This window comes from Priestia sp. LL-8 (assembly GCF_036227845.1).
GTDB classification, from domain to species: domain Bacteria; phylum Bacillota; class Bacilli; order Bacillales; family Bacillaceae_H; genus Priestia; species Priestia zanthoxyli.
Window position 1 is genome coordinate 4,893,627 of record NZ_JAZAQH010000001.1, and the last position, 12,926, is coordinate 4,906,552.

The following is a 12,926-nucleotide window of genomic DNA, read 5'->3' on the forward strand; positions in this document are numbered from 1 at the left end:
TTATGTTTTCAACACCTATATTAGTTGTCGTTGGAATTGTTGTTTTTTTATTAATTGCGCTGATTGCCGTATTTATTACAAAATACCGTACAGCAGGTCCAGATGAAGCGTTAATTGTAACAGGGAGCTATCTCGGAAATAAAAACGTGCACGTCGATGAATCCGGAAACCGCATTAAAATTGTTCGCGGCGGCGGTACGTTTGTGCTGCCAGTTTTTCAGCAGGCTGAGCCTCTGAGCTTGCTATCAAGCAAACTGGAAGTGTCTACACCTGAAGTATATACAGAACAAGGTGTTCCTGTTATGGCTGATGGGGTATCAATCATCAAAATTGGAGGTTCTATTTCAGAAATCGCAACGGCCGCTGAGCAGTTTTTGGGCAAAGCAAAAGAAGATCGTGAAACTGAAGCTAGAGAAGTCTTAGAAGGTCACCTTCGCTCGATTCTTGGTTCTATGACGGTAGAAGAAATTTATAAAAACCGTGAAAAATTCTCTCAAGAAGTACAGCGCGTAGCTTCACAAGATCTAGCTAAAATGGGATTAATTATTGTATCGTTTACAATTAAAGACGTTCGGGATAAGAACGGCTATCTAGAATCGCTAGGGAAGCCTCGTATTGCTCAAGTTAAACGAGATGCTGACATTGCAACAGCGGAAGCTGAAAAAGAAACAAGAATCAAGCGTGCTGAGGCTCATAAAGATGCCCAAAAAGCGGAACTTGAGCGAAATACAGAAATCGCGGAAGCTGAAAAAATGAATCAGTTAAAAACCGCTGAATATCGTCGCGAACAAGATATTGCCAAAGCTCGCGCTGACCAAGCATATGATCTAGAAACAGCTCGCGCGAAACAAGATGTAACAGAACAAGAAATGCAAATCCGCATTATTGAACGTCAGAAACAAATTGAATTAGAAGAAAAAGAAATTCTTCGTCGTGAGCGTCAATACGATTCTGAAGTAAAAAAGAAAGCAGATGCAGATCGTTACTCTGTTGAGCAATCCGCTGAAGCTGAAAAAGCAAAACAGCTTGCTGAAGCAGACGCCAACAAATATCGAATTGAAGCAATGGCTAAAGCTGAAGCTGAACGCGTTCGAATTGATGGTTTAGCAAAAGCTGAAGCTCAGCGTGCCCAAGGTGAATCTGAAGCTGAGATTATCCGCTTAAAAGGTTTAGCTGAAGCTGAAGCTAAACAAAAAGTAGCTGAAGCATTCGAGCAGTTCGGTCAAGCGGCTATTTTAGATATGATTATCAAAATGCTTCCTGAATATGCAAAACAAGTTGCAAGTCCTTTAGCAAATATCGACAAAATTACGGTTGTGGACACAGGAAGCAACGGTGAAAACAGCGGAGCTAATAAAGTGACTGGCTATGCAACAAACTTAATGTCTTCTCTTCAAGAATCGCTGAAAGCATCCTCAGGTATAGATGTGAAGGAATTGATTGAAAACTTTTCTGGAAAAGGAAATGTGCGACAAAGCTTGCACGAACTAACGGATGAAATCAAGCAACAAAACAAGAAAGAAGATATCTAAAAATAAAAAGCATGCGGATATAATCCGCATGCTTTTTTAACCTCTTAACACTCGAAGAAGAAACCTAGGTAATTCTAACTGACGCTTCCATCTCCATGGTTCTTTTAACAGTCGATAAAGCCACTCTAAACCAAACTTTTGAAAAACAGCAGGTGCTCGGTTCAATCGTCCTGAAATAACATCGAACGAGCCCCCTACGCCTTGATAAACAGAAGGATTAAGTTTCTCTTTATGAGCAATAATCCAATTTTCTTGGGCTGGACTGCCTAAAGCCACAAACACAATTTCTGCTCCTGAATCATTAATCGTACATTCAATGACTTCTTCATTTTTTTCGTAGCCATTTAATGTTCCAACAATTAAAATCCCTGGAAACATCTCTTCCAACTTAGCTTTGGCTTCATCTGCAATGCCAGGCTTGGCTCCGTATAAAAAAATCTTTTTACCGTTATTCGTTGCTTCTTGACACAGCTTCAGCATCATATCAATACCCGTTACACGCTCACGAATACGTCCTTTTTTGAGCTTTGAAGCTAAAATCACACCGATTCCATCTGGAATTTGATAAGTCGCCTGGTTTAATAGTGACTTTAATTCCCTGTCTTCTTGTGCTTTCATAATTTTTTCAGGGTTGATTGCTACAATAAATGATTTTCGGCCTTTATCTATATCCTGAAGTAACTTTGCCGCTAGCTCATCGTACGTGTCGCTACAAACGTCTATTCCTAAGATGTTTTCCTTCATTAAATCACCCGTATGTTGATTTTTTAGTTTTTTACAAACGAAAGACAGGCTGTTCAGCCCGTCTTTTTATAAAGTAGAAACTTTTGAATCACCAAGTAACACTACGTCAAAGCCTGCTGCTTTCCATTGATCACGCTGAATGCAGTTTTTCGTATCAAAAATAACTTTTGTACGCATATGATTTTCAACAGCTGATGGAAGAAGCTCTTTGAACTCATTATGATCTGTTAAAATAAGAATCACATCTGCATGTGCAACAGCTTCATCCAAACTTTGCGTTTGACGTTCGATTTTATTCTCTTTGATATGAGGATCAAATGCTGTGTAATCAACACCTAGCTTTTCTAAGTGATGAAGCACATCCGTTGATGGACTTTCACGCATATCATCAATATTTCCTTTAAAAGCTAAGCCTAAAACCGCTACACGTCCATGTTGAATGCCCTTTTCATCTAGTAGGCTTTTCGTTTTTAATGCTGTATATTCAGGCATTGAATCATTTGTCTGACGAGAAAGAGAAATAATTTTCGCCAGTTCCGGCTGAAGCTCCGTTAAGAACCAAGGGTCAACAGCAATACAGTGGCCGCCTACACCAGGACCTGGTAAGTGGATGTTTACACGTGGATGATAGTTCGCTAACTTAATCGCTTCCCACGCATTTACACCAATTTTTTCACTGATTTTTGCCAGCTCATTTGCAAAGGCAATGTTCACATCACGATATGTGTTTTCAATTACTTTCACCATTTCAGCTGTTGTAGCATCCGTTACGTGAATATTTCCTTTTACAAATGTTTTATAAAGCTCAACAGTCAAGCGACTGGACTCTTCGTTAATACCACCGACAATACGGTCATTATTTACTAGTTCCTCAAATACTTTTCCTGGAATAACACGTTCAGGTGAGTGAGAAACAAATAGCTCACTGCCTAATTCTAAACCAGTTTCTTTTAGCACAGGTAGCATAACGTCTTCTACTGTACGCGGAGGAACTGTGGATTCTAAAATGACTAAATTTCCTTTACGAACGTAAGGAACAATTGATTTTGTCGCTTCTCGAACATAGTTCAAGTTTGCCGTTTTATCTTCATTAATTGGTGATGGTACAGCAATAATAAAAATATCCGCCTCTTCAGCTGTTGTGCCTACCGTGAAGTGGCCGTTGTCAACTGCTGATTCTAAACGTTCTTGTAAGCCGTTTTCTTCTATATGAAGTTGCTTATTTTTAATTAATTCTACTGCTTTTTCATTTACGTCGACACCATGTACATATAAGCCGTGATTGGCAAACATAACAGCTGTCGGTAAACCTATATATCCTAAACCAACTACACACAATTTCTTTGTCATTGCAGAAAATCTCCTTTATATGACATGCTTAATAAATAAAACCTATCTGATATTATATCGAAAAATGTCATTTCATGATAGCATTTATATAAAAACATGAAATAATTTCTTTTACTTATTATTATGTAACATTTTATGAGAATTCATCAATAAACGATATAACCATCTTTTGTACAAAGAGCTCTAACCCAAAAGAACTATTGAAAATCTCCTTGATTCCCAATAGTTCCCCCAGTAAATATATTTTACATATGCCCTTCTTTTTCGACAATTTCTCTAAAATAGCTCACTAGCTCTGCTCGCAGCGGTTCTCTTTGCAGAGCTAAATCAATTGTTGCTTTAATGAATCCAAATTTATCTCCAACATCATAACGTTTTCCTTCGAAATAATAAGCAAGAACACGTTGAAATTCATTCAGACGTAAAATAGCATCTGTTAATTGAATTTCTCCTCCTGCACCAATCTCTTCTCTGCTTAAGATATCGAAAATTTCCGGTGTTAAAATATAGCGCCCCATAATTGCATAGCCTGAAGGGGCATCTTCTGGATTCGGTTTTTCAACGAGCGTTTCTACGTCTAATAATCCTTTTTCAAGAGGCTCTCCTTTAGGACCTACAATTCCGTACTTTGAGGTTTCTTTCCTAGGCACCTCCTGTACACCAACTACAGCGCATTCATATTTTTCGTATACGTCCATTAACTGTTTCAAACAAGGTGTTTCTGATTGGACTACATCATCCCCTAGCATAACAGCAAACGGTTCATCTCCGATAAAACTTCTTGCACAGTGAATGGCATGACCTAATCCTTTAGGTTCCTTTTGACGAATGTAGTGAACATTAGCCAAATTCGAAATCCCCTGCACTTCTTCAAGCATGTCCCACTTTTCCTTTGCGGCTAATGTTTCTTCTAACTCATATGATTTATCAAAATGATCCTCGATTGCTCGTTTTCCGCGACCGCTTACAATTAAAATGTCTTCAATACCTGATGCTACTGCTTCTTCCACAATGTATTGAATCGTTGGTTTATCTACAATTGGCAGCATTTCTTTAGGCTGTGCTTTTGTAGCCGGCAAAAAGCGTGTCCCTAATCCAGCTGCTGGAATAATAGCTTTACGAATTTTCACTTACTTTTCCTCCTGTCAATGTCAATCGTGCTTATTGGTTATAGTATAGTAAGTCTTCGATTGAGTATGTACACAAAGTCATGTTGAATCCATTTCTTTTTATAAAGAGTCATGTTGGATTCTGCTTTATCATAACAAAAGATTTTGTATAATTCTATTTTTATCATTTATAATGAAAAGAAAATTAATCACTTATAAATATAATTTTATGTTCCACTTATGTATAGAAAGGAATGGGATTATGAGTTCGTTTTCAGATCACTTACAGCACCAATTTATACATTATTTCCCGTATAGTGATACACGCTATCGTACGAATGCCCAAGCAGGACTAGACCTTTACCGTACCCATTCATTCTTCATTTTGCACAATGATGAACAGATATTAAACGTTAAAATCGATTCGTTTTATGTTGAACTAAACAAGCAGCTGCTCCCTGAAAGTACCTGTTCTTGTCAGCATAACGGATTTTGTGAACACTGCTTTGCAGCGTTTTTTTATATGTATTCATTAATAGAACCGCTTGCGCCCCTATTCAAAGAATGGCGAAACCATGAAAAAGAAGCTTTGACTATGCTATCTGCCAAACAAGTGTTAAAAAAGCCGAAGGCAACTTTTCAAGAGTGGAGACAAACTTTTGAGGAGCAGTATACGCTTTTTATGCAGGGGCGGAACGAAAATGACCGTTCCATTTATCATGAATATCATCAGTACTATTACCGTTCTTTAGTGAAAAAGGCTCCTGAGCATCCATTGCTTTATGCTTTATTTTGTATGTATGGAGCGGTTCATACATTTTATAAACTATCAGCTCAATTACAGGCACATCAGCTTTCTACTAACATCGAGGAATCGTTCGTATATAGTCACGTCTACAAAATAACAAATGAAATTTATGCTACCGCTGATTCATTAAAGCAAACGAAATACGATAGGGATGCATTATCTATTATAGAGGACAGCATCCCATACATCCGAGAATTATTGCATAAAGATATGCCTTTACAATATGAACGTATTGAGATTTATCGCGTTATTTGGCAAAAAATCTTCACGTTAGAAAAGTGGCGAAAAACTGAGGAAAGCGAATTAAAAGCTAAGCACGGTTCTTTTATAAACAATACAGCTCTTTCCTATCTTTTATTCCTTCAAGAAAAAGATGGAGAAGCAAAAGAACGTTTGAGCGATGAAACATTAAAAATGATTCCGTATCTTATTCCTTGGTTAAATGATTTATTGCACGAAAAAGAAACTGACCGCTTTGCTCAGTGGGGCTCTTATATAATGGCCTATATAGGAGATTACGTACGCACCGTTCCGACTACTTATCAAGGAAGCCGAAACATGGTCTCCATGATTGTAAATTTATTTCAGCACTATAAAGACTTAACGAACGATCAAACTTTGTATACTGAAGCATTGCAAACATTACTTCCCTATAGTTTTATTGAATACAGTGATTTTCTATATGCTTCTGACCAATTAAAAAAATGGGTTGAATTACAGGTGCTTCTTCAATATGACAGCATCAAATATGACGAGCAAACGATAGAAGCCTTAAAACAAAAAGATGAAAAGCTGGTTATTCCTCTTTATCATCAAATGATTTCAAAGCTGATTTATGAAAAAAAGAAAAGCAGTTATCAAGAAGCCTATATCTACTTACAAGAATTAAAGAGACTTTATCTACAAATGAATCGCTCTCTACTATGGGAACATTATATAGAAGAATTAGCGATAAAAACGAAGAAACAGCGCGCGTTTCAACAACTATTAGAAAAAGGAGATTTACTGAATGTTTGATTTGTTTCATTTAACACTTGAAGTCGAACCTGTACACGGTGACTTTTTTCTCTACTGTGTATCACCTAGCGGCCAAATTTTACTCCCTGATACATGGAAAGATGCGCTGTTTCTATGGCATGAACAGACCTATTACGGAAGCAAAGCTACACAGGTTGAGATTAATGGAAAAAAAGGAATTCTTCTTTCTGCATGGCAAATGTTCACTTTCATACAATCACCTATTCAACAGCATGTGTTGAAACCAGCTTTGTCCGCTTCAGCGGAAGCTTATCAGCAAATTGCAGTTGATATGACAAAGAGGATTATCCAAGGGAAATTTCATTCTCTTCCTTTTAAAAAACAAATGACTGGATTGCTTTCACAAGCTGATGAGCAAGAGTGGCGAGCACAAATTAAAGAGAGCCTATTAAAAAAAGAAGGAAAGGACTTTTTAATAAGCATAGAAGGCGAGAGCTATAATCCTCCCTTTGACCTTTCATTACGTATTGTAGAGCCAGCAACCGATGGAGATGTATGGACGGCTGAAACATTCGTGATTCCCCACGATGAAGCCAAAGAACCTTTTATACTGGGAAGAACGCTTCCTAAAGAATGGAATCACTACGAATCATATATCGCTTACGAACACGAACGATGGAAAGCATTGGCTCCTACTTTATACCAAAAAGGAGCGTTTATTCAGTCTGTCCTAACAGACGAGGAAGTATGGAAATTTCTAACTCAAGATAGTGCAGCATTGATTAAACAAGGTGTCTCTATCCATTTGCCAAGCTGGTGGGAATCATTAAAAAAAGCCACCATAAAAGTATCTGGCGCTATAGAAAATACTTCATCTGCATTGTTTGGTAAACAAGCTATCAGCAGCTTCCGCTGGTCATTTTCTATTGGCGATCAAACTTTTTCAGAAGAAGAGTTTCGGAAATTAGTCGAACAAAAACGCCGATTATTATCTATTAACGGACAGTGGATTCAACTGGATTCTAGATTAATTAAACAAGCGCAGAAAATTGTTAAAGAAGCTAGTAAAAAAGGCGTCTCAATTCATGAAATTTTAAAAACGAAGCTAACCTACATGGCAGACAGTAAAACTGATGAAGAAGAGGTAAAAGTTGAGTTCCAACTCCCCGCTTCCTTTCAATCATTTATTACATCCTTAACGGATTTAGAACGGCTGCCGGAAGTGCTGCCTTCCTCTGAATTTAAAGGTGCATTAAGACCTTATCAGCAGCAAGGTTTGAATTGGCTCATGTTTCTAAGAAAGTTTAACTTAGGAGGATGTCTAGCAGATGACATGGGGCTAGGTAAAACCATTCAATTGATTAGTTATTTAACAAATATTCATCAGTTACATAGCTCTCCTTCTCTTATCGTTTGCCCAACTTCTTTAATTGGAAACTGGGAAAAAGAATTACAAAAATTTTCCCCTTCTCTTCGTGTTCATGTTCATTACGGACCGAAAAGAACCAACGGATACGCATTTGAGAAGATATGTGAAAGTACTGACGTTGTGATCACGACTTATCAAGTTGCTCTTTTGGATGTCGAATTGTTGAAAGGGTTTATGTGGAATAGCATTTCCTTAGACGAAGCACAACATGTTAAAAACCCGCAGACTAAACAGGCGAGAGCCATCCGTCAGCTGCAAGGAAGACACAAAATTGCGCTTACTGGAACTCCAATTGAAAACCGTCTGCTGGAACTATGGTCATTATTTGAATTCATCAATCCTGGTTACTTAGGAACAATCAATTCGTTTAAAAACCGATTTGTAGCCGGCATTGAAAAAGGCGAGAAACCTGAACGAGCTGTTGAGCTTAAAGCACTCATTCAACCTTTCTTATTGAGAAGAACAAAACAAGATAAAAGCATCGCCCGCTCACTGCCTGATAAACAAGAACAAAAAGAATATATCCCGCTAACAGCGGAACAAGCTTCACTTTACCAGGAGCTAGTTCAAGGAATGCTTCAAGAAACAGAGGAAAAAACAGGATTTGAACGAAAAGGCATGATTTTGCAAACACTAAATAAGCTAAAATTATTATGCAATCATCCAGCTTTGTACTTAAAGGAAAGTCCATCTAAACAAACGGTAAGGCGATCTCATAAAAGTGAAAAGATTATTGAACTCGTAGAGAGCATTCGCACACAGCAAGAAAGCTGTTTAATCTTTACTCAATATATTGAAACAGGACTCATGCTGCAAAGAACCTTAGAAAAAGAAATCAACGAGCCGGTTTTATTTCTTCACGGAAGTTTGTCAAAAGAACAAAGAGATGAAATGGTTGCTCAATTTCAAGCAAGAAAAAAAGCCATCTTTATCCTTTCTCTTCGCGCAGGTGGAACTGGATTGAATTTAACAGCTGCAAATCACGTTATTCATTTTGACCGATGGTGGAACCCAGCCGTTGAAAACCAAGCAACCGATCGCGCTCATCGAATTGGGCAGAATAAATTTGTTCATGTTCATAAGTTTATTACAAGAGGAACGATTGAAGAAAAAATTGATGAAGTGATCAATCAAAAACAACATCTAAACAATGAACTCATCCAAGGAGATCAATGGGTAACAGAACTTTCTAATAAAGAACTACAAGAGCTTCTTGCGTACAGAAATGAATAAGAAAAATTATAAAATGTGTTAAAACGTTACTAAAAAGAGGACTTTTTTACTTGTCCTCTTTTTTTATTAGATCATTCGACATAAAAAAAATCAGTATAAATCATTCTCCACCTACTGATAAAGATACAAAAAACGCAATAAATATCGTTTTTTGAATAAAAAGGTATTTTTATAGCGAAAAAGACCCTTTACTTTCTCTTTAAATTCCAGCATATTTATACATATAATATTTTTGTAATTTAATAGACATATTGGAAAAATAAACACGAAATATTTACATAATTAGGGGGATTTATTAATGAAAAAAAGGCAGCTCGCTTTATCTCTAGGCGCCATTGTTGGCGGGACATTCTTATATCAAGCTTCAGCTGAAGCATCTGCTTCAACTGTTCAAGTGAAAGCTGGAGATACACTTTGGTCATTATCTACCAAATACCATACAACGGTAGAAGCTTTAAAAAGCGTAAATAAGTTATCTTCAAATACAATTCGTGTAGGACAAACGTTATCGATTCCTTCTGCTTCAACCTCTCAACCATCTAATAAGGAAGAAAAGCCTTCAGCTCCTGCTACTGGTTCAACCTATAAAGTTCAAAGCGGCGATACCCTTTGGAAAGTTGCTACTCGTTTTAATATGAGCGTAGAAGAATTAAAACGTTTGAACGCTCTTTCTTCTAACATTATTTATATTAACCAAACGTTAAAAGTAAATGGAAGCAATAGCGCATCGACTCCAACTACGAGTAAACCAGCAGAAACTCCTTCTAAGGATGCAAATGGAACTTACAAAGTTCAGCGTGGAGATAGCCTATCTAAAATAGCTTCGACATTTCACATGAGTGTCAGTGAGCTAAAACAAATAAACGGATTAACATCTAATACGATTTATGTAAATCAGCAATTAAAGGTATCAAAAAGCAGCCAAACAACTACGCCAACAACAAAACCAAGTACATCCACACCTCCAACTTCTAACGGAACATTAAATGTATCGCAAATGATTTCAGATGCAAAACGTTATATAGGTGTTCCTTACAAATGGGGTGGCACAACTCCTTCTGGTTTTGACTGCAGCGGATTCATTTATTACGTAACGAAACAACAAATTTCTACAACGCGCTATACGACGGCTGGTTATTGGAGTGTATCAACACCCGTCAGTAATCCACAGCCTGGAGACTTAGTGTTTTTTAATACATATTCTAGCGGTCCTACACATATGGGCATTTACCTTGGTAATCGTCAATTTATTCATGCTGGATCTTCTACCGGTGTAACCATTGCAAGCTTAGATAACAGCTACTGGAGCAAGCGCTACTTAGGTGCAAAAAGATTTGCTAAATAAATGATAAAAGCTGAGACAAAAGTATTTTAGTTGAAGGAAAATCCGAACGAGTTTGATTCTTGATGGAGAATCAAACTCGTTCGGATTTTTTCATTGGTAGGGCGGACGCAGGTTTCATATGTGTAGGTGCTTCTAGCTGTTGAGTGGAGGGCAAAGCGAAGACTCCTGCGAGAAAAGCAGAATAGATGAGACCGTGCGCAAGTGACGAGGAGGCTCATCGACCGCCTGCGGAAAGCGAAGTCTTGCACGGAAATCAACAGTGGTGTAACAAGTGACCTATACTAGCTCATCCCATTTGTTTGTCTTTAGATTGCATTGATTCAGTTACGTCTCAATCTCTTATATACAGAAAAAAACCGTTAAATGATTTAACGGCTGAAATAGAGGAATAGTTCGGGGATAGTAAATACTTTAATTTTCTCTCTTGAGAATATAGAAAGAGCATTGCTCTTAAAGAGGATCTATCTTCTATTATGATAGATAAGAGGACTTAGAACCTTAGCCGAACTAATCACCCCCTTTCATGCTAGATAACTTCATTCTTCTTGCTGATTTGAATCAAATGAAGAAGAACCGGATGGCTTTCCACTTAAAAACTTAACAGCATCAGCCACAACGTCGGTCATATATACTCGTTGCTGAAGATTATTTTCAAATGTGCGCGTTTGTACACGCCCTACCACACCTACAACCGCTCCTTTATCACAGTAAGCAGCCGTATTTTCTGCATTTTTTCTCCACAGAGTAATGTTGACAAAATCAGCATCATATTCACCTTCAACATTTCGAAACGTTCGATTAATTGCTAAAGTAATAGTAGATACTGCAATCCCTTCATGGGTATATCGAAGCTCAGGTTTTTTTGTCAGTCTTCCTACAAGAACAATATGGTTAATCATAGTCTACCACTCCAACTGATTGAATAATGAGAATCTTTAAGCTCATTCATGTTATAATATGGATAACCTACTATTTACGTAAAGGAGGAAACATCAATGAAAACATTTAAACTTGTGTCATTTCAATTAGTTGATGATCAAGAAAAACGTCAGTCTGTCTCACTCACTAATGGCCTTATTATTAATAAAGAAGACGGCGAAAATAACTGGATTTTAGAAGCAGTTATCGATAAGAAATGGTACGATGAATTTCATGTTTTGTTGAAAGATAAACAAAAAATGACGGTAGAAGCTAAAATTACGAAAGAAACAAATGATCCGGCTACCTTTATAGCTACCGTGGCTTCCATTACTTCAATTGGTGAAAATCGTATTAGTTTGTTGATGAAAGGTGTTTTAAAAGAACGGAGACTTCATTATGCTGAAATGCTCTTAGAGGATTTAATTAACCAAGGGTTATCAGGTCAAGATTTACTTCAACAGTTCAAACTGCAGCTTCGAAACAGACCGATAAAAAGTACATCTAAAAAATAAGTCAAGTCATCTCAAGGTGTCTGGATTTAAAAGAGAGGATTATTGTTTGCGGTCTTTTTCGTTGGTCCATGAGAAGGATAAAGAAAAGAGAATTCACTGGAGAGGTGCCTTTCTTTTTTCCCTAAAAATAAATGAGCACAACTAGAACGTTTGAAGCGATTATCTCTTGTGCGAGCGCCTTGCCTTTTCAAATAAAAATTTGTCATTTTTTCACTCCTTTTTCTTTGTAATTCGTATATTAATGCATTTTTCCCCGTTATTCAACCATTTTTTTCAATATACCGAACAAAAAATAGGATTTTTTTACTATGAAAACCTCTATTTTTGTTCTTTTTTTTATATCTATGCAGAAAAATGAATATTTTTAGAGAAAAAAAAGAAATAAAAACAGGTTTTATTCCCTTTATTGCAGAAGGTAAAGTATATATGTTTCATATTGTGCGAATTCAGCATGTTACAAAGAACATGAACTACATTCGAACAATAAGACATGTACTTATCTTTACGAAATCAGGTGATGCATATGAAAGATTTGGGAGAAAGAATTAAACATTTCAGACTAAAAGGAGGGTTTTCACAAGAAGAATTAGCAAATCAGTTGAATGTTTCTCGTACAACTATTTCAAAATGGGAATGTTCGAAACAAACGCCTTCCATTTTTGATTTTCTATCTCTATGTAATTGTTTTCAAATTACGCTGGACCAACTTATTGATCCTTCCTCTTATAAACAAGATTATTTACATGACTTCCAACTTCTTTACTTAACAAGAAAACGTGAATCGGATTCACAAGACGATACCATTTTAACCCTCATAGATAAACAGCCCTTATTAAAACATGTGCTCTTGCAATTTTCATCTCTGTCACCAACTCTTCAAAAAGAGTTGCTAACGGATATTATACCTTTATTAAAGAAACTGTTTTCTGCTTTGCAGCGCCAATAAAAAAAGCTGCATCAGCAGC

Annotated in this window: 10 protein-coding genes; 6 read left to right on the forward strand and 4 right to left on the reverse strand. The window is 36.9% G+C overall.

Going from position 1 to position 12,926, the window contains the following annotated elements; translation table 11 throughout:
* The first annotated feature begins 2 nt into the window (after window positions 1-2).
* A complete protein-coding gene (locus U9R83_RS25610) occupies window positions 3-1,532 on the forward strand; it encodes a flotillin family protein (protein ID WP_013085445.1) in 1,530 nt (509 codons plus the stop codon).
* A gap of 36 nt (window positions 1,533-1,568) precedes the next feature.
* Here the strand turns inward: U9R83_RS25610 and U9R83_RS25615 are convergent, their stop codons facing one another.
* The 3 genes from U9R83_RS25615 to galU form a co-directional block, all read right to left on the reverse strand.
* Window positions 1,569-2,276, reverse strand: a complete 708-nt coding sequence (locus U9R83_RS25615) for a WecB/TagA/CpsF family glycosyltransferase (RefSeq protein WP_014457780.1) — start codon at window positions 2,274-2,276, stop codon at window positions 1,569-1,571.
* A 66-nt stretch (window positions 2,277-2,342) separates the two neighbouring features.
* Window positions 2,343-3,626, reverse strand: coding sequence for a nucleotide sugar dehydrogenase (locus U9R83_RS25620; protein WP_014457779.1), 1,284 nt, complete (start codon window positions 3,624-3,626; stop codon window positions 2,343-2,345).
* Window positions 3,627-3,871: 245 nt separating this feature from the next.
* A complete protein-coding gene (gene galU, locus U9R83_RS25625) occupies window positions 3,872-4,756 on the reverse strand; it encodes a UTP--glucose-1-phosphate uridylyltransferase GalU (protein WP_014457778.1) in 885 nt (294 codons plus the stop codon).
* Window positions 4,757-4,997: 241 nt separating this feature from the next.
* On the opposite strand from galU, the gene U9R83_RS25630 reads away from it, so the two are divergent.
* The 3 genes from U9R83_RS25630 to U9R83_RS25640 all read left to right on the forward strand — a co-directional run bounded on the left by U9R83_RS25630 (window position 4,998) and on the right by U9R83_RS25640 (window position 10,528).
* The gene (locus tag U9R83_RS25630) at window positions 4,998-6,560 is read left to right on the forward strand and encodes a replication initiation protein (RefSeq protein WP_243550080.1); all 1,563 of its coding nucleotides are present in this window, start codon (window positions 4,998-5,000) and stop codon (window positions 6,558-6,560) included.
* Window positions 6,553-9,183 carry a DEAD/DEAH box helicase gene (locus tag U9R83_RS25635; protein WP_014457776.1) on the forward strand — a complete coding sequence of 877 codons (2,631 nt, stop codon included), beginning with the start codon at window positions 6,553-6,555 and terminating at the stop codon, window positions 9,181-9,183. The genes U9R83_RS25630 and U9R83_RS25635 overlap by 8 nt, the downstream gene beginning before the upstream one ends.
* A gap of 298 nt (window positions 9,184-9,481) precedes the next feature.
* Complete coding sequence (locus tag U9R83_RS25640) at window positions 9,482-10,528, forward strand: C40 family peptidase (RefSeq protein ID WP_014457775.1); 1,047 nt, start codon at window positions 9,482-9,484, stop codon at window positions 10,526-10,528.
* A gap of 536 nt (window positions 10,529-11,064) precedes the next feature.
* Here U9R83_RS25640 and ssb read toward each other — a convergent pair.
* Window positions 11,065-11,427 carry a single-stranded DNA-binding protein gene (gene ssb / locus U9R83_RS25645; RefSeq protein WP_014457774.1) on the reverse strand — a complete coding sequence of 121 codons (363 nt, stop codon included), beginning with the start codon at window positions 11,425-11,427 and terminating at the stop codon, window positions 11,065-11,067.
* Window positions 11,428-11,523: 96 nt separating this feature from the next.
* Here ssb and U9R83_RS25650 point away from each other — a divergent pair, with 96 nt between their 5' ends.
* Together U9R83_RS25650 and U9R83_RS25655 are read left to right on the forward strand one after the other, a co-directional pair.
* Window positions 11,524-11,961, forward strand: a complete 438-nt coding sequence (locus tag U9R83_RS25650) for a YwpF-like family protein (RefSeq protein ID WP_014457773.1) — start codon at window positions 11,524-11,526, stop codon at window positions 11,959-11,961.
* A gap of 523 nt (window positions 11,962-12,484) precedes the next feature.
* Window positions 12,485-12,907 carry a helix-turn-helix domain-containing protein gene (locus U9R83_RS25655; RefSeq protein ID WP_014457772.1) on the forward strand — a complete coding sequence of 141 codons (423 nt, stop codon included), beginning with the start codon at window positions 12,485-12,487 and terminating at the stop codon, window positions 12,905-12,907.
* The last annotated feature ends 19 nt before the right edge of the window (window positions 12,908-12,926 follow it).